General features: G+C 66.7%; 18 protein-coding genes. 11 read left to right on the top strand and 7 right to left on the bottom strand.

Annotation, left to right across the window (positions count from 1 at the left end; genetic code table 11):
- From MKP08_RS03505 to MKP08_RS03515, 3 genes are read left to right on the top strand one after another with little or no spacing between them, the layout of a single operon-like run.
- Positions 1 to 1,008 (top strand): ligase-associated DNA damage response exonuclease, encoded by a 1,008-nt coding sequence (locus MKP08_RS03505; protein WP_241554901.1) that lies wholly within the window; start codon positions 1 to 3, stop codon positions 1,006 to 1,008.
- 3 nt (positions 1,009 to 1,011) lie between these two features.
- A complete protein-coding gene (locus MKP08_RS03510) occupies positions 1,012 to 2,619 on the top strand; it encodes a cisplatin damage response ATP-dependent DNA ligase (RefSeq protein ID WP_241554902.1) in 1,608 nt (535 codons plus the stop codon).
- A gap of 30 nt (positions 2,620 to 2,649) precedes the next feature.
- On the top strand, positions 2,650 to 3,291 hold the full coding sequence (locus MKP08_RS03515) for a YoaK family protein (protein WP_241554903.1): 642 nt from the start codon (positions 2,650 to 2,652) through the stop codon (positions 3,289 to 3,291).
- Here the strand turns inward: MKP08_RS03515 and MKP08_RS03520 are convergent.
- The 6 genes from MKP08_RS03520 to MKP08_RS03545 are packed head-to-tail and all read right to left on the bottom strand — an operon-like array spanning position 3,288 to position 7,869.
- Positions 3,288 to 3,566, bottom strand: coding sequence for a DUF167 domain-containing protein (locus MKP08_RS03520; protein ID WP_241554904.1), 279 nt, complete (start codon positions 3,564 to 3,566; stop codon positions 3,288 to 3,290). The two genes, MKP08_RS03515 and MKP08_RS03520, sit on opposite strands and share 4 nt — an antisense overlap.
- Positions 3,553 to 4,128, bottom strand: coding sequence for a gamma carbonic anhydrase family protein (locus MKP08_RS03525; protein ID WP_241554905.1), 576 nt, complete (start codon positions 4,126 to 4,128; stop codon positions 3,553 to 3,555). Before MKP08_RS03525 ends, MKP08_RS03520 begins: the two co-directional genes overlap by 14 nt.
- On the bottom strand, positions 4,125 to 4,685 hold the full coding sequence (locus tag MKP08_RS03530; RefSeq protein ID WP_241554906.1) for a GNAT family N-acetyltransferase: 561 nt from the start codon (positions 4,683 to 4,685) through the stop codon (positions 4,125 to 4,127). The genes MKP08_RS03525 and MKP08_RS03530 overlap by 4 nt, the downstream gene beginning before the upstream one ends.
- A complete protein-coding gene (locus MKP08_RS03535; RefSeq protein WP_241554907.1) occupies positions 4,678 to 5,241 on the bottom strand; it encodes a GNAT family N-acetyltransferase in 564 nt (187 codons plus the stop codon). Before MKP08_RS03535 ends, MKP08_RS03530 begins: the two co-directional genes overlap by 8 nt.
- Positions 5,234 to 6,229, bottom strand: coding sequence for a porphobilinogen synthase (hemB, locus tag MKP08_RS03540; protein ID WP_241554908.1), 996 nt, complete (start codon positions 6,227 to 6,229; stop codon positions 5,234 to 5,236). The genes MKP08_RS03535 and hemB overlap by 8 nt, the downstream gene beginning before the upstream one ends.
- Positions 6,230 to 6,276: 47 nt before the next feature.
- Positions 6,277 to 7,869, bottom strand: coding sequence for a M23 family metallopeptidase (locus MKP08_RS03545; RefSeq protein ID WP_241554909.1), 1,593 nt, complete (start codon positions 7,867 to 7,869; stop codon positions 6,277 to 6,279).
- A 192-nt stretch (positions 7,870 to 8,061) separates the two neighbouring features.
- On the opposite strand from MKP08_RS03545, the gene MKP08_RS03550 reads away from it, so the two are divergent.
- The 6 genes from MKP08_RS03550 (at position 8,062) to MKP08_RS03575 (ending at position 13,441) form a co-directional block, all read left to right on the top strand.
- The gene (locus MKP08_RS03550) at positions 8,062 to 10,608 is read left to right on the top strand and encodes a DEAD/DEAH box helicase (RefSeq protein WP_241554910.1); all 2,547 of its coding nucleotides are present in this window, start codon (positions 8,062 to 8,064) and stop codon (positions 10,606 to 10,608) included.
- 16 nt (positions 10,609 to 10,624) lie between these two features.
- Positions 10,625 to 10,936, top strand: coding sequence for a S4 domain-containing protein (locus MKP08_RS03555; protein WP_241554911.1), 312 nt, complete (start codon positions 10,625 to 10,627; stop codon positions 10,934 to 10,936).
- Positions 10,933 to 11,271 (top strand): ferredoxin FdxA, encoded by a 339-nt coding sequence (fdxA, locus tag MKP08_RS03560; protein ID WP_241554912.1) that lies wholly within the window; start codon positions 10,933 to 10,935, stop codon positions 11,269 to 11,271. The genes MKP08_RS03555 and fdxA overlap by 4 nt, the downstream gene beginning before the upstream one ends.
- Positions 11,272 to 11,529: 258 nt before the next feature.
- The gene (locus MKP08_RS03565) at positions 11,530 to 12,066 is read left to right on the top strand and encodes a CarD family transcriptional regulator (RefSeq protein ID WP_215229409.1); all 537 of its coding nucleotides are present in this window, start codon (positions 11,530 to 11,532) and stop codon (positions 12,064 to 12,066) included.
- Between the two features lie 126 nt (positions 12,067 to 12,192).
- Positions 12,193 to 13,062, top strand: a complete 870-nt coding sequence (locus MKP08_RS03570; protein ID WP_241554913.1) for a head GIN domain-containing protein — start codon at positions 12,193 to 12,195, stop codon at positions 13,060 to 13,062.
- Positions 13,063 to 13,114: 52 nt separating this feature from the next.
- Positions 13,115 to 13,441, top strand: a complete 327-nt coding sequence (locus MKP08_RS03575) for a hypothetical protein (protein WP_241554914.1) — start codon at positions 13,115 to 13,117, stop codon at positions 13,439 to 13,441.
- On the opposite strand, the gene MKP08_RS03580 is transcribed toward MKP08_RS03575, so the two are convergent.
- Positions 13,426 to 14,412: an L-threonylcarbamoyladenylate synthase gene (locus tag MKP08_RS03580; protein ID WP_241554915.1), complete on the bottom strand. Its 987-nt coding sequence runs from the start codon at positions 14,410 to 14,412 to the stop codon at positions 13,426 to 13,428. The two genes, MKP08_RS03575 and MKP08_RS03580, sit on opposite strands and share 16 nt — an antisense overlap.
- A 47-nt stretch (positions 14,413 to 14,459) precedes the next feature.
- Here MKP08_RS03580 and MKP08_RS03585 point away from each other — a divergent pair, with 47 nt between their 5' ends.
- Positions 14,460 to 16,208 carry an acyl-CoA dehydrogenase gene (locus MKP08_RS03585; protein WP_241554916.1) on the top strand — a complete coding sequence of 583 codons (1,749 nt, stop codon included), beginning with the start codon at positions 14,460 to 14,462 and terminating at the stop codon, positions 16,206 to 16,208.
- Complete coding sequence (locus MKP08_RS03590) at positions 16,205 to 17,047, top strand: DUF815 domain-containing protein (RefSeq protein WP_241554917.1); 843 nt, start codon at positions 16,205 to 16,207, stop codon at positions 17,045 to 17,047. The genes MKP08_RS03585 and MKP08_RS03590 overlap by 4 nt, the downstream gene beginning before the upstream one ends.
- Positions 17,048 to 17,067: the final 20 nt, after the last annotated feature.

Consider the following 17,067-nt stretch of genomic DNA (forward strand, 5'->3'; position numbering starts at 1 on the left):
ATGCCCGCCCCTCCCCTTTCCTGGATCCGGCCCGAACCGTGGGGCATCCATGTCGTCCCCGCGGATGCGTGGATCGATCCGGGCCGCGCGGTCGATCGCGCATTGGTCACGCATGGCCATGCCGATCACGCACGCGGCGGGCACGGCGAAACGATCGCTACGCCAGCGACGCTGGACATCATGAAGTTGCGTTACGCGACTTCCGAGGGCGCGATGCCGGTCAAATATGGCGAGACGATCCGGCTGCCGGGCGGCGTAGATGCGACCTACATTCCTGCCGGGCACGTGCTTGGTAGCGCGCAAATCCTCTTGGAACACGCGGGCGAGCGGGTCGTCGTTACCGGCGATTACAAACGCCGCGCCGATCCCACCTGCCCGCCGTTCCAAGTCACGCCATGCGACATCTTCATCACCGAGGCGACCTTCGGCCTGCCGGTCTTCACCCACCCACCCATCGCGGAGGAAATGGCGAAGCTGCTCGACCGGCTAGCGGCGTATCCCGACAGCTGCGTGCTCGTCGGCGCATACGCCCTGGGCAAGGCGCAACGGGTGATCGCCGAACTGCGCGCCGCGGGGCACATGCAACCCATCTACCTCCACGGCGCGATGGAGAAGATGTGCCGCCTCTACGAAGAGCACGGGGTCGATCTGGGCGAACTGCGCCTGGTTTCCAACCATTCGAAAGACGACATGCGCGGCAGCATCGTCGTCTGCCCGCCATCCGCGCTCAACGATCGCTGGAGTCGCCGCCTCCCCGATCCCATCACCGCGATGGCCAGCGGTTGGATGCGCGTGCGCCAGCGGGCCCGGCAGAGGAACGTCGAGCTGCCACTCATCATTTCCGACCATGCCGATTGGGGCGAGCTGACCCGCACAATCCAAGAGGTCGACGCCGCCGAAACATGGATTACGCATGGCCGCGAGGAAGCGCTGCTGCGCTGGTGCCAGCTCCACCAGCGCCGCGCGCGTGCCTTGGCGATGGTCGGGTATGAGGACGAGGACGACTAGGGCGTGGAAGAATTCGCCGCCCTGATCGACGCGCTGGTATTCACTCGCAGCCGTAATGAGAAACTCCGGCTGATCGCGGAATATCTGCGCGCGACGCCCGATCCGGATCGTGGCTGGGCGCTGGCGGCGCTATCCGATGGGCTCGACTTTCCGGCGGTCAAGAGCTCCACCATCCGCAACACGATGAAGGACCGGATCGACCCGGTGCTGTGGTCGCTCAGCCGCGATTTCGTGGGCGATACGGCGGAAACCGCCAGCCTGCTGTGGCCGCAACCAGAGCACCCGCCCTCGCCGCCTACAGTCAGCGAAACGGTCGCGCTGCTATCGGCGATGAACCGCAAGACGGTATTCGAAGAGTTGCCGAAGCTGCTCGACCGGCTAGACCCGTCAGGCCGCTACGCGCTGCTCAAACTCGCCACCGGAGCGATGCGGATCGGGGTGTCGAGCCGGCTGGCGAAGGTCGCCTTCGCGCAGGCGTTCGACGTAACGATCGAAGACGTCGAGGAATATTGGCACGGCCTCACACCCCCCTATCCCGAACTGTTCGCCTGGGCCGCGGATGGCGAGGACCCGCCCGACACCGAGAATCTGCCGACCTTCCGCCCCTTCATGCTCGCCCATCCGCTGGAAGAGACGGTGATCGATCTGGAAGACTACGTCGCGGAGTGGAAATGGGACGGCATCCGCGTGCAACTGGTCCACGCCGGTGACGAGACGCGGGTCTTTTCTCGCTCGGGCGACGATATCTCTGCTACCTTCCCGGAAATGGTCGAGGCGTTCCAGATCCCCGGCGTGCTCGATGGCGAATTGCTGGTTCGCGGCGAGGCACAGGGCGGCGCGGCGAACGAGCGAACACAGGGCGGCGCGGCCAGCTTCAACGCCTTGCAGCAGCGGCTGGGGCGCAAGACCGTGACGCCAAAGATGCTGCGCGAGAGCCCGGCCTTCGTGCGCCTGTACGATGTGCTGCTTTGGCGCGGCGAAGATCTGCGCGCTCTCCCATGGGCAGAGCGGCGCGCCCGGCTTGAGGCGCTGATGGGCGAGCTGCCCGAGAGCCACTTCGATCTCTCCCGCGTGGTCGAGGCGAGCGACTTCGCGCATCTGGGCGAAATCCGAGAGGGTGCGCGCGACGATGCGATCGAGGGGCTGATGCTGAAGCGCCGCGACAGCCCCTATGTCGCGGGCCGCAAGACCGGGCTGTGGTACAAATGGAAGCGCGACCCGCTGCTGATCGATTGCGTGCTGATGTACGCCCAGCGCGGGAGCGGCAAACGATCGAGCTTCTACTCCGACTACACCTTCGGCTGCTGGGACGGCGATCCCGACCAGGGCGCGGAGCTGCTACCCGTGGGCAAGGCCTATTCCGGCTTCACGGACGAGGAGCTAAAGAAGCTGGACCGGCATGTGCGCCGCAACACCGTCAACCGCTTCGGTCCGGTGCGCGAAACCGACAAGTCGCTGGTGTTCGAAGTAGCGTTCGATTCGGTGCACGAATCGAAGCGCCACAAGTCGGGCCTCGCCATGCGCTTCCCCCGCATTCACCGCATCCGCTGGGACAAACCGGTCCACGAGGCCGACCGGATCGAGGCGCTGCGGTCGCTGGTGAGGGATTGACGGACCGTCGCCACGCGGCATGAAGGCGGGATGCAGCGGTACGATCCCGGCAGGCAGGCGCTCGCGCTGGGCATCGCTTTCCTCGCAGGGATGGTGGATGCCAGCGGTTTCCTGACCGGCGGCGGCTATTTTACCTCCTTCATGTCGGGCAACACCACCCGCATGGCGGTGCATCTGGCGCGCGAGCCCTTGCTCGCGCTGCTCCCGCTGGCGATCATCGCCGCATTCGTTCTCGGTGTCGCGTTGGGGGCGATGCTGGCGTGGCGATGGAGCGGGCGGCACAAGGCACCTCTGCTGGGGCTGGTCGCCACCGGTCTGGCACTCGCCTTCTTGGCTCTCGCCGCGGGATCCGCCCCCGGTTATCTGTGCCTTTCGGCGGTAGCGATGGGAATCGCGAACAACGTCTTCACTCGCGATGGGCAGGTGACCGTCGGCGTGACCTACATGACCGGCGCGCTGGTGCGGTTCGGCCAGGGCCTCGCCGCGCGGATCGGGGGCCGCGACCGGGAGGCATCGCGCGGTTACGGGCGGTTGTGGCTCGCGCTTGCCGCCGGTGCGACTTGCGGCGCGTTGCTGCATGGCACGGGTCGGCTGGTGGTGCCTGTCGTCGTGACCGCTCTGGCGGCGGCGCTGTTCGTGGCCGCAATGGCGATCCAGCGCCGCCCGGGCTAGGAAATCTCAAGCAGCTTTTCAGGGGCGGTCGCGCCCCGTATCAACGTGACGCGCGTCGGTGCCACACCCAATGCCTTCGCCACCAGCCGCGTCACGGCGGCGTTGGCCGCCCCCTCCTGCGGGCGGGCGCGTACCTTTACCAGCAACCGCCCCTCGCCGATCACGAGCCCTTCGGACCGGGCACCCGGTGTGACCCGGATCGGCAACCGCCCCCGTTCGTCGATCAGCAAGCGGATCGAATCCCGCGGGGGCAGATCGGCTTTAGGCCGGGCCATACCCTCTCTCGGCGATCGCCGCCGCATGGTGCTTGGCGTTCTCGGCGTAGTGTGCGACGCCCAGTCTCATGCCGGCGATGGCCTTGTCGGGCAGTTCGCGCATTTTCTTCGCGGGGCGGCCGACCCATAGTTCGCGCGGACCCATCTTCTTCCCCTCGGTGAGCATCGCGCCGGCCCCGAGCATCGAATCGCTCGCGATCAGGGCATCGTTCATCGCGATCGCACCCAGCCCGACGAAGCCGCGATCCTCGATCCGGCAGCCATGTACCATCGCCATGTGCCCGATCAGCACGTCGTCGCCGATGATCAGCGGGCAGCCATCGGGATGCCCCGGGCTCGGCCCGTCGCAATGGAGGACGCTGCCATCCTGCACATTGGTCCGCTCCCCGATCACGATCTGGCTGACATCGGCGCGCAGCACGCAATTGTACCAGATCGAACTGCCCGCCCCGATCTCGACATCGCCGACGATCCGGCAACCGGGCGCGACGAAGGCGCTGTCGTGAATCCGCGGTGTCTTCCCGTGGATCGAGAGGATGGTCACGCCGGGTCGGTCGGTCATTCCTGTTTCTCCTGCCAATGTTCGGCGCTCATCGCATAGAGAATCGTGCGGCGATCCTCGGGCGGGTAGGCGGGGTCGTCGAAATCGAGATCCTCGCGCCGTTGCATTCCCAGCCGCTCCATCAGGCGCCAGCTGGGTTCGTTGCGTTCGCCCGTCATCGCGACCACGTGCGGGACATCGTGACGGGCGAAGGCCCAATCGATGAGCGCTGCTACGGCTTCCAGCGCATAGCCGCGCCGCCAGCGATCCTCGCGCACGATCCAGCCGATCTCGTGATCGCCGGGGTTTCTCGCCAGATCGTTGTCGACCAGCTTCATACCGCAGTGGCCCACGCAATCGCCTGTGGCCTTTTCCATCATCATCATCCAGCCGAAGCCGTGTCGCGCGAAAAGAGCCATGCTGTTCGCATGCTTCGCCTCGATCTCGTGCAACTCCTTCGGCCCACCCAGATGCTCCATGAGAACGGGCGAGTTGAGCAGACGATACTGAAGTTCGGCATCGCCCTCCGCGATCCGGCGCAACAGCAGCCGATCGGTTTCGATCACGATATCAGACATGCTCGCCCGCGCGCCAGTCCTCCGCCGCGATGGAATAGACGATGGTGTCGCGCCACGGCGGATCGTAGCGGGCGTCGGCATAATCGAGCTCGGGCCGCCGGGTCATTCCCAGCCGCTCCATCAACCCCCAGCTCGGCGAATTGCCCGCGACCGTCAGCGCGACGATCTCGTCCGCGCCGAAGCGCTCGAACCCGGCCGAGATCGCGGCGACGGCGGCTTCCTTGGCATAACCCTGTCCCCACGCATCCTCGCGAAAGCGCCATCCGACCTCGAATTCGCCGGTCACGGTGCTGCCAGGCGCATCGGCGCGCTTCAGGCCGCAGAACCCGAGCAGTTCGCCATCGTCCCGGCGCTCGACGGCCCAGAAGCAGAAACCGTTGCGTTCGCGGCAGGCCTCCACCCGTTCGCGCTGCCTCATCTGCCCTTCGTCGTCGAGCGTTCCACCCAGCCAGCGCATCACGGCCGGAGTATTGGTACCCACAAAGAAACGCGGCCAGTCCTCCTCGCGCCAGTCGCGCATCACCAGCCGCTCTGTCTCAAGGCGGAATTCAGCCATTGAGCAGCCGCGCCGCGAGTGGGGCATGGTAGGTAAGTACGCCGCTGCAGCCCGCGCGCTTGAAGGCGGTGAGCTTCTCCATCACCAGCGCTTCGCGCGCAGCGACCCCGGCGGCGGCACCCGCCTCGATCAGCGCATATTCGCCGCTCACCTGATAGGCGAACACCGGCACGCCGAACCGCTCCTTCGCGCGCCAGATGATATCCAGATAGGCGAGGCCGGGCTTCACCATCACGCTGTCCGCACCTTCCGCGATGTCCAGCGCGATCTCGCGCAGCGCCTCGTCGCCGTTCGCCGGGTCCATCTGATAGGTCTTCTTGTCGCCTTTCAGCAGCCCACCGCTGCCCACCGCGTCGCGGAACGGGCCATAGAACGCGCTCGCATATTTGGCAGCGTAGGCCATGATCTGGACATTGGGGTGCCCGTTCATCTCGAGCGCGCGGCGGATCGCGTGGACTCGCCCGTCCATCATGTCCGACGGGGCGATGATGTCCGCCCCCGCCTCCGCCTGCGTCACCGCCTGATCGACCAGCACGGCGACGGTGTCGTCATTGGTGACGTAGCCGCTGTCGTCTAGCAATCCGTCCTGCCCGTGGCTGGTATAGGGATCGAGCGCGACGTCGGTCAGAATGCCGATATCGCTGCCACACGCATCGCGGATTGCGCGGATCGCGCGGCACATGAGATTGTCCGGATTATAGGCTTCCGCCCCGTCCTCGCTTCGCTTCTCGCCGGGCGTGTTCGGGAACAGTGCGATGCACGGTATGCCCAGCTCTACCGCTTCCTTCGCCCGCGCGACGATTCCGTCGACCGACCAGCGCGAGACGCCCGGGAGGCTGGCGACAGGCTGCTCCTCGCCCTGCCCCTCTATGATGAAGAGCGGCCAGATCAGGTCGGCGGGCGTCATGACGGTTTCGCGGAACATCGCGCGGCTCCACCCGTGGGCACGGGTCCGGCGAAGGCGTAGATTGGGATAGGATGCGGTCATGCGCACAGCGTGTCGTCCCAAACGCCGCCGATGGCAAGCGGCCCGGCTCAGCCGCCGATCTGGCGCGTCTGCGTGGTGGCCAGCTTGTCGATCTCCCGCTCCGGCTCGGCGCGTTCGCTGGGTGCGGGGGCCAGATCGGAGAGCGCGGATCCGGGCGCGATCTCGCGATAGTCCGCGATCTTCGCCTTGAAACGCTGCAGCTCCGCCCCGGCAAGCAGCGCGCGCGTGGTGTAGGTAACCGAAGCCGGGTTCACCGGGCGCCCGTTGCGATACATTTCGAAATGCAGATGCGGCCCGGTCGAGAGGCCGGTGGAACCGACATAGCCGATCACCTGTCCCCGCCGCACGCTTTGCCCGGCGCGAACGGCCATGCGGCTCATGTGGCAGTAGCGGGTGGCGAGGCTGCTATTGTGCTGGATCTTCACCGCATTGCCGCAGCCACCTGCGCGCCCCGCGGACAGCACGCGACCGTCGCTGACCGCATGAATCGGTTCACCGTAATGCGCGCGGTAATCGAGCCCGGAATGCATCCGCTTGTAACCCAGGATCGGATGGCGGCGCATTCCGAAGCCCGAGCCAGCAGGGGCATTGACTGGTTTCATTAGCCCGCTGCGCTGCTCGCCCACGCCGGACGCCTCGTAGAAACGGCCGTCCTTACCCCAGCGGACCAGCTGCGCGGTCGGCTTACCGTCGCGCTCCACCGCCGCATAGAGCAACTTGCCGGTCTCGTGCTCCCCGGTTGCGGCGCGCTTGTACGACACGACCAGATCGAACGTGTCGCCACTGCGCATCTTGCGATCCAGCGCGTCCTGCTCGTTCATTGCCCGTAGCCATTCCTGCACCGCGCCGGGCGGTGCGCCGGCGGCGCGCGCAGAGCGATAGAAGCTGTCGCCGATCGTGCCCCGAATGCGCAGGGGCGTCTCGTCGACGCGGATCGGATGACGTTCGAGTGCAAGGCGACCGCCGGCGCGGCCCGCAACGGACAGCGCGAGGTCGAAGCGGGCGCGCAGATCGAGCGCTTCCAGCATTCTCGGTCCGCCCGGCGCGGCGCGGCGGCCGAGCGTGATGTCGACCTGCGTGCCCGGTTGGATGTCGGAAAGCGGCACCGCATCGCCTACCATGGCGGCGACCCTTGCGGCTTCGCCATCGCCCAACCCGGCGCGCTGGAGCATGCGCGCGAAACTGTCGCCGCGCGAAAGGGTGGCGACCAGCTGGATCGTCGGGCGCTCCGGCGTGGCGGCGAGCGGGCGCACCTGGGCGGTCGGCCCCATACGGCTGCCGCTGTCGGACCCGAGCGCCAGCGGCATGATCGTCTGGCTGCGGAATTCGGTGCGCGTATCGCCATCCATGGCCATCGCCGGGGCAACCGCGATCGCGCCGAAGCTGGGCCAGAGAGCGATCGCGGCGGCCGACAGGCCGAGCCAGGTGGCTAGACCGCGAAACCAGCGACGGCTGCCGATATTCTCCGCCAGGTCGGGTGCCCAGTCGATCGCATCGAATCGTTGTTCGAGCGACAGGCGCCAGTGTTCCCACCGATCCCCCGGACCCGGACGGCGGTGGAACGCCGCGCGCAAGGATGCGCCCGGCACGCCCGTACCCAGCGATCCAGCGCCATCGTTATCGATCCGGGTGTAGTGCACGCCCTCTCCTGAAGGTTGGTCCGCGGGTATCTGCGCGATCCTTCCTGTCCGCGCTGCGGTCTAGCTGGGCGGCATGCCGGATTAAAGTTAATCCCGCGCTAAGCCACGACGAGCCGAGTCGCAGCTGCGGCAGAAGGTGGGAACACTCATAGGGCGCTTGCGATAGGCAGCACACGCTGCCACCTTCGAGCGGTGAGCGAAGGCGCCATCAAGGCGGTACTCGGGCCGACCAATACCGGGAAGACGCATCTCGCGATCGAGCGCATGTGCGCTCATTCGAGCGGGGCGATGGGTTTCCCCCTGCGTCTGCTGGCGCGCGAGGTCTATGACCGGGTCGTTGCGATCAAGGGCGAGAAACAGGTCGCGCTGATTACGGGCGAGGAGCGGATCGAACCGCCCGATGCCCGCTATCTGTGCTGCACGGCGGAAGCCATGCCGAGGGACGGCGGCGGCCGCGCCTTCGTCGCACTGGACGAGGCGCAACTCGCCGCCGATCCGGAGCGCGGGCATATCTTCACCGACCGGCTGCTCCACGCGCGAGGGCGCGAAGAGACCATGCTGCTGGGCGCAGCGACGCTGGAGCCGGTATTGAAATCGCTGATCCCGCGTGCCGAGGTGATCGAACGGCCGCGTTTCTCCACACTCAGCCATATCGGACCGCGTAAGCTTTCCCGCCTGCCGCCGCGCAGCGCGATCGTCGCCTTCAGCGCGGAGGCGGTCTATACCGCGGCGGAGATGCTGCGACGATTTCGCGGCGGCGCTGCCGTGGTGATGGGCGCGCTGAGCCCGGAAACGCGCAACCGCCAGGTCGAGCTGTTCCAGTCGGGCGAGGTCGACTACATCGTCGCCACCGACGCGATCGGCATGGGGCTTAATCTTGACCTCACGCATGTCGCCTTCGCCGCGCTGACCAAGTTCGACGGGTCGCGCATGCGGCGGCTGATCCCGGCGGAGATGGCGCAGATCGCGGGCCGCGCCGGGCGGCACCAGCGCGACGGCACATTCGGCACGCTCGCCGGCGGGCGCGGGCATGATTCCTCTTCGGCGCTCGAATTCACCGAGGAAGAGATCTACGCGATCGAGGAGCACCGCTTCGCCCCCCTCACCAAGCTGTTCTGGCGAGAGGCCGAGCCACGCTTCGACACCCTCGCTACTTTGATCGGCGATCTGGAGGCGCGCCCGGACGAGCCGGAGCTCGCAGCCGCGCCCGAAGCAATCGACCTCGCCGTGCTCAAGAAGCTGGCCGACGAGCCGTTTGCCGATAGCATACGGGGCGCGGGGTCGGTGCGCCGGTTCTGGGAAGCATGCTCGCTGCCCGATTTCCGCCAGTCGGGCGTCGACACCCATGCCCGCTTCGTCGCACGGCTGTGGGAGGATTTGCGCGAGGGCTATCTCGGCGCGGATTACGTTGCCGCGCGTATCGCCGAGCTCGACACGACGACGGGCGACATCGCCACGTTGCAGGGCAAGATCGCGGCGATCCGCAGCTGGGCCTATATCTGCCAACGGCCCGACTGGGTCCTCGCGCGCGACGAAATGGCGGCCCGCGCACGCGCGGCGGAGGCCCGCCTGTCCGATGCGCTGCATGCGCGATTGACGGAGCGTTTCGTAAATCGGCGAACCGCTGTATTGATGCGCAGCATGGGAACCGATCCGAACCTTCTGCCGGTCACGCTCGACGAAGATGGCACCTTGCGCGTCGAGGACGAAGCCATCGGCACCGTTACCGGCTTTCGCTTCGCCGTTGATGCCAGCGCCAAGGCGAGCGACCACCGCATGTTGCTCGCAGCGGGCGAGAAGGCCTTGCCGAAGATCCTGGGCGAACGCGCCGCGGCTCTGCGGACGGGTGGCTTCGACGGGGTGGCCATGGAACGCGGGGCGATCATGTGGGGCGGACACGAGCTGGCGCGGCTGGATTTCGGCGCGCATGTGCTGGAGCCGCGACTTGAACCGGCACGGGAACTTTCGGCGTTGCCGGACGGTGAACGCGCTGCCTTCCTGGCCGCGTTGACTGTTTGGGCGGAAGGGCGACTCCAACCGCTCGAACCCTTGGCTCGGCTGCAGATCGCCGCAAACGATCCGGATGCAGGCTCGCAGGCGCGCGCGTTGCTTCTCAATCTGATCGCGGGGCACGGCTACGTCGCGCGAGAGAATGCGGGCATCCAGCACCTACCTAAGGAGATGCGTCCCTATCTGCGCAAGCTGGGGGTGGTGTTCGGTGCCCTCGACGTGTTCGTACCTGCTTTGCTCAAGCCTGCCGCACGCGCCGCCTTCCAAGCGAGCGGCCTCGACCGGCGACCGCTGGAGGAGGCGATGCGCTCGGTCCTGCCCGATGCGAAGACCCTCGCGTCCGGTTATCGCCCGGCCGGCGATCAGGCGATCCGCGTCGATGTCGCGGAGAAGCTGCTGCGCGCCGCGCACCAGTCCCGCGCCCAGGCAAAAGATCAGCGCAAGGTGGTGATCGATCCGTCGCTCGCGATCTCCACCGGACTGACAGCCAGAAGCTTTACCCGCCTGCTCGGTGCCGCCGGCTTCCGCGCGCAGCAGGCGAAGGCTCTGGCAGAGGGTGCCTACGGTCCGCCCGCGCCCGATCGGTGGCACTGGCGCTCGCCCCGTTACGGGAACGCGCCGCAGCGCGATGGGCGGAACGAGCGCCGGGGCAAGCCGCGCGGAAAACAGCCGGATCGCGAACCCGCGCCCGGCAACGCGTTCGCCGCACTGGCCAACTTGGTCCGCTAGCGAGCACCGGCCGTCCGTGCGCATCGACCTTGCGCTGTGCCGCCTGCGCCTTGCGAAGACTCGCTCGATCGCCCGCCGGATGGCCGAGGAAGGTCATTTGCGCCTCAATGGCGAGCGGGTGGTTCGCGCCACACGCGAAATCGTGGTCGGCGACGTGCTGGTGATGCCTCGCGGCAAAGCGGTCGCCGTGCTGGAAATCCTCACGCTTCCCGACCGGCGCGGCCCGGCGGCCCACGCGCAAAGCTGCTACCGTATGCTTGACCCGGCGGGCGAAAAAGCCATAGCACCGGCTGCATACCACCCATCCGAGAGGGACGTACCCGAATGACCTACGTCGTCACCGACGCTTGCATCAAATGCAAATACACCGACTGCGTGGAGGTGTGCCCCGTCGACTGCTTCTACGAAGGCGAGACGATGCTGGTGATCAACCCCAGCGAGTGCATCGACTGCGGCGTGTGCGAACCGGAATGCCCGGCAGAAGCCATCCTGCCCGATACCGAGGACGGGCTCGAGAAATGGCTCGAGCTCAATACCAAGTACTCGGCCGAGTGGCCCAACATCACGCAGCAGAAGGACCCGCCCGAGGATGCCGACGAGCACAAGGGCGAGGAAGACAAGTACGAGAAGTACTTCACCGCGGACCCCGGCGAAGGCGACTGACGCCCCCTTGGCTGACGCTGACAGCGCAGGAATGGAGCGCCTTGCGCGCGTGACACCCCGCACGGCGTGCGAGGGTGGAAACTTTGTTGCGTTCGTGTTATATAATGCAACAACCGGGCCGGATTCGCGCCCGGCCTGATCTGGACAGGCGGCAATCGCTTCTTGCAGGTGACGAAATGACCCATCCCCGGGCTCGCATTGGGGAAGGGTTCGCGCGTCCCGCCCGAAGCTTCCCGCCGATTGGAAAGGACTTCACTGATGGCAGCCAGCAAGGCTCCGGCGTTCGATGTCGGTGACTATGTCGTTTACCCGAAGCACGGCGTGGGCCGTGTGATCGAATTGCAGAACGAAGAAATCGCAGGGATGCAGCTGGAGCTCTACGTGCTCCGTTTCGAGAAGGAACGCATGACGCTGCGCGTTCCGATGAACAAGATCGAATCGATCGGCATGCGTAAGCTTTCCAGCGACAAGACGCTGAAGGAAGCGATGGAGACCCTGAAGGGCAAGCCCAAGGTCAAGCGCACCATGTGGAGCCGTCGTGCGCAGGAATACGAAGCCAAGATCAACTCCGGCGATCTCGTGTCCATCGCCGAGGTGACGCGCGACCTGTTCCGCCCCGACGACCAGCCCGAACAGAGCTACTCCGAGCGGCAGATTTTCGAAGCGGCCTCCAGCCGCCTGGCGCGCGAACTTGCCGCGATGGAAAAGACCGACGAGCCGGCGGCGCTCGAGAAGATCCTCGACATCCTGCGCGAGCATGCGCCGCAATATTACGAGAACAGCGAAGACGCCTGACGCCTCCGCGCCCTGCTACGTTCGTATCGAGAAGGCCGCCCCGACCGGGCGGCCTTTTTCGTATGGACTTGCATGGCGGATCGAAGCGTATTACTTGTATAATACAGCTTCGAGAAGGAGGTTTCCATGCTCAAATCGGCTCTCAGGGCGCTCGCGCCGGCACTCTTCCTGGCTGCCGCGCCGTTGCTGACCGCGTGCGGACAGGCGAACATGAATATCAACGGCGAGGACGGCGTGCCGCTGGCCGAGCTGGATATGACGGGTGAAGTCCCCAGTAAAATCGTTCTCGCCGGGCCGGACACGGTCGTCGTGAACCCGGGTGAGAAGCTGGCCATTACCGTCGAGGGCGATGGCACCGCCAAGGATGAGCTGCGCTTCTCGCTCAAGAACGGGACACTCGGCATCATGCGCAAGTCGCAAGGCGGCTGGACCGATGCTTCCTCCACCGTTCGCGTCACGATGCCCAACCCGCAATCCGCCGTCGTCGCCGGATCGGGCACGCTCGAATTGCCCGGTATGGCGCAGAACGCGGGCATCGTCATTGCAGGTAGCGGCACCGCCACCGTCAAAACACTCTCGGCCACGCAGCTCTCGGTCACCGTCGGCGGCGCCGGAAAGCTTGTCGCTTCGGGCACGGCGGAAACGCTGGAGCTGACGATCGCCGGCTCGGGAGAAGCGGACATGTGGGGGCTCCAGGTCGATCGCGCCGAAGTGACCATCGCCGGCTCGGGCAATGCCGCATTCGCGTCCGACGGCCGCGTCGAGGCGACAATAGTCGGATCAGGCACGGTCGACGTCGCGGGCAATGCGATCTGCACGATCAAGGCGATGGGATCTGGCTCTCTCAATTGCTCGGGTGGCACGCGAACGAAGACCGGTGAGGCACCTGCCGCTCCAGCTGCACCCGATGCCCCCAACGCACCGCGCGGGCCCGACACCCCTTCCTCTGCGACCGCTCCCGAAGCACCTGCTCCGCCGACGCCGAGCGAAAATTAATCCATCCGCAAGGCGCGATGGGGCACAAGCGAACCGGTCACCCGGAGTAGCCATGCATCCTCGTCTGTCCTTGCTGATCCTGCTTGCCCCGGTCGCCCTCGGTGGCTGCGTTGCGAAGACTTTGGTGGACGTGGCCACCTTGCCTGTCCGTGCGGCCAGCGGAGCGGTCGACATGGTCACCACCAGCCAGTCCGAAGCGGACGAGAAACGCGGGCGCGAGTTGCGCAAGCGCCAGGAACGGCTCGGCAAGCTCGAGCGCGAATACGACAAGCGGCGCGAGAAATGCGAGCGCGGCTCGCAAGAAGCATGCGAAGACGCGCGGCGGCTCTATGCCGAAATCGAGGAATTGCGTCCGACCGTTCCTTACGAACCGGATTGAGTTTCCACCGGCGCTGCCGCGCGGCGCAAACGGTCGTTGATCGCGCGGCCGAGCCCCCGATCCGGTATCGGTGCGACCGCAATTCGCGGGCGGTCGCTGTGCGCCCCCTGGTAGAGACACGCGTAAAGCCGCGCCGCCGCGTCGGCGAGGTCGCCCGATGCGGACAGGTTGCACTGCCCCTCTATCGCGCCGAAACCGATGAAAAACTCGTCTGGCGCGACTTTTTCGGCGTTCAGCCGCACGGGCTTGCCGGGCGCGTAATGGCTGGCAAGCTGTCCCGGCGCCTCGATATTCCCGCGACCAGCCGCAACAGGCCGTGGCTTCCCGGTGTCGTCGTAATAGTGATCGTGCAGCGCCTGCAGGTCCACCGGGCCGGCGCGCAGTTCCTCCCACCGCCCATCCTCGCGGATCGCCATGATGGTCGATTCGACCCCCGCCCGGCATGGCCCCGCATCGAGGACCAGATCGATTCGTCCGCCGAGCGAGGCCACGACATGCTCCGCCGTGGTGGGGCTGATAAAGCCGCTGCGATTCGCCGACGGGGCTGCGAGCGGAAAGTCGCACTGCGCCAGCAGCGCGCGCATCACCGGATGGTCGGGGCAGCGCAAGGCGACCGTGTCGAGCTCCGCCGTGACGGCTGCGGCCAGTCCCGCATCCGGCCGGCGCGGTAGCACCAGCGTCAGCGGCCCGGGCCACATGATGTCGCTGACGAGGTCCGCGTCGGCGACGAACTCTGCATAATCGCGCGCCTGCGCCTCGTCGCGCACATGGACGATCAGCGGATTGAAGCTTGGTCGCCCTTTCGCGGCGTAGATCCGCGCAACCGCCGCGTCGCTATCGGCGCGCGCAGCGAGGCCGTACACCGTCTCGGTCGGGACCGCGACCAGCCCCCCATCGCGCAGCACCTCAACCGCGCGGGCGATACCGGCTTGGTCTGCCAAAAGCGTTTCCGTAGCGTTCTTGCCGCCCATGCCGCCGCGCTATATTCGCAGACGTGCCAAGCCAAGAGGAATTGCCGATGGACTTCACCCCGCCCACCGCCGACCAGCTGCTCGCCATCCGTGCCAATGCAGGGATCGCGGAACTGGCGGAGACCGAGCGCTTCGCCGCGGCGGAGCCGGATCTGGTCGAAGCGATCGTGATCGGTGTGGGGGAGTTCGCGGCCGGCGAATGGGCTCCGCTCAACCGGATCGGCGATCTGGAAGGCGCGAAGCTCGAGAACGGCAAGGTGCGCCTGCCCGATGGCTATGCCGATGCCTATGCGCATTATGTCGAGCAGGGCTGGAATGCGATTTCCGGGCCGGAAGAATTCGGCGGCCAGAGCCTGCCCTTCACCCTCGCCTGCAACGTGCTCGAAAATCTCGGCGCGGCGAACATGGCCTTCACGCTGCTACCGATCCTGTCGGTCGGCGCGATCGAGGCGTTGGCGCACCACGGCAGCGACGCGCAAAAGGCCCGCTATCTCGAAAAGCTTGTCAGCGGCGCATGGTCGGGCACGATGAACCTGACCGAGCCGCAGGCGGGCAGCGATGTGGGCGCGCTGCGCACCACGGCCGAGCCCATCGCACCTGACGAATTCGGCGGCGAGCACGCCGGGAGGTACCGGATCAAGGGGCAGAAGATCTACATCACCTGGGGCGATCACGAGCTGGCAGAGAACATCGTTCATCTCGTCCTCGCCCGCCTGCCCGGTGCGCCCGAGGGGAGCCGCGGTATCTCGCTGTTCGTGGTGCCGAAGTATCATGTGAATGCCGATGGATCACTCGGCACGCACAACGACCTCCGCCCTGTCAGCCTGGAGCACAAGCTGGGCATCAATGCCTCGCCAACCTGCGTCATGAGCTATGGCGACAACGACGAATGCATCGGCGAGATCGTGGGTGAGGAGAATCGCGGGCTCGCGGCGATGTTCACGATGATGAACAATGCGCGGATCAATGTCGGCAACCAGGGCGTGCAGATCGGCGAGCGCGCGACGCAGCAGGCGCTCGCCTATGCCGCCGACCGGGTGCAATCCGCGCGCGCCGGAGCCAGCGACCGCACCCCGGTCACCATCGCCGAGCACCCCGACGTGCGTCGCATGTTGCTGCGCATGATGGCGCTGACGCATGGTGCGCGGGCGCTGCTCTATTATACCGCGGGCCAGGTCGATCGTGGTACGCTGGGCCAAGCCGAGGCGAAAACGCGCGCGGAAGTGCTGGTCCCACTGCTGAAGGCGTGGGGCACCGACATCGGCGTCGAAGTCGCAAGTTTGGGGGTACAAGTCCATGGAGGCATGGGCTTTGTCGAAGAAACCGGCGCGGCCCAGCATTATCGCGACGCGCGCATCGCTCCGATCTACGAAGGCACCAACGGCATCCAGGCGGCGGACTTCGTCACCCGCAAACTGGGGATCGAGAACGGCGAGGCCGTGCTGGCGCTGTTCGCGGACATCGCGCGCGAATGTAGCGAGGAAGGGGCGCTGGCCGAGCTCGCCTGCGCCTGCGCCGGAGTCGCGGAATGGATGCGCGATCGCGCAAGCCTCGACGACCGGCTGGCGGGGAGCGTGCCCTTCACCACCATGAGCGCTGTCGCCGTGGCCGGTTGGCAATTGCTGGTGCAGCTGCGCGCGCTTGACGGAGAGGATACGCCGCAAGCACTGCACAAGCGTGCCGTCGTCCGGTTCTTCCTCGACCGGATCGTGCCGGAGGCCGCGGGGCTTCGCGCCAGCGCCACCGCCGGTGCGGACTCGCTTTATACGCTCGAAGCGGCCGCGCTGGCGGGATGAGCGCACAGACTGATCATGCCGCGGCGCTGTGGCGAATCGCCGATGCTCTGGAAAAGATGACGGCTCAGGCGCAGGGTGAGAGACCCGACTGGACCGATGCACCCGCCTATGTCTGGACCGGATCGGGTGCCCGCGGCGTGCCGGCGCTTCAGGCTCCAACTCTTGATCAGTTGCGGGCCATCGACCGGCAGAAGGAGACGGTGGTCGCCAATGTCCGCCGCATGGCCCAAGGGGCTGCCGCGCACGACATGCTGCTGTGGGGCGCACGCGGCATGGGCAAATCGGCACTGCTGCGCGCGGCAGTGATCGACGCGGCGAAGGCCGATCCGGGGCGCATCGCGCTGGTACAGGCTGGGACCGACGCGCTGGCGACCCTGCCCGACCTGTTCGCCGAACTGGCGCGCATCGATCGCGCCTTCTTGGTCTTCATCGACGACCTCGCTTTCGACGAGGGAGGCTCCGCCGACGCTCGGCATCTGCGCAGCTGGCTGGAGGGCGGCGTAGAGGCGCGGCCGGGCAATGTCCGCCTGGCGGTCACATCGAACCGCCGGGCCATCGTGGCCCGCGACATGGCCGAGCAGGACGATCCCATCAATCCGCGCGATGTGGTCGACGACCGGCTGGCGCTGGCGGACCGTTTCGGCCTGTCAGTGGGGTTCCACGCCGCGTCGCAGCACGATTATCTTGCCATCGTCGCCGCCTATGCCGATCCACTAGGTCTGGATTGGGATGAGGCCGATGCGCTGGAATGGGCACGACGCCGGGGTGCCCGATCCGGGCGGACGGCATGGCACTACGTGACCGAGCTGGCCGGTCGCGCCGGGCGCGCCCTGGGTTGAAGTATGAGCCTCTAGGCGAG

The sequence above is a fragment of the Erythrobacter sp. LQ02-29 genome, from assembly GCF_022576075.2.
GTDB lineage: Bacteria > Pseudomonadota > Alphaproteobacteria > Sphingomonadales > Sphingomonadaceae > Alteriqipengyuania.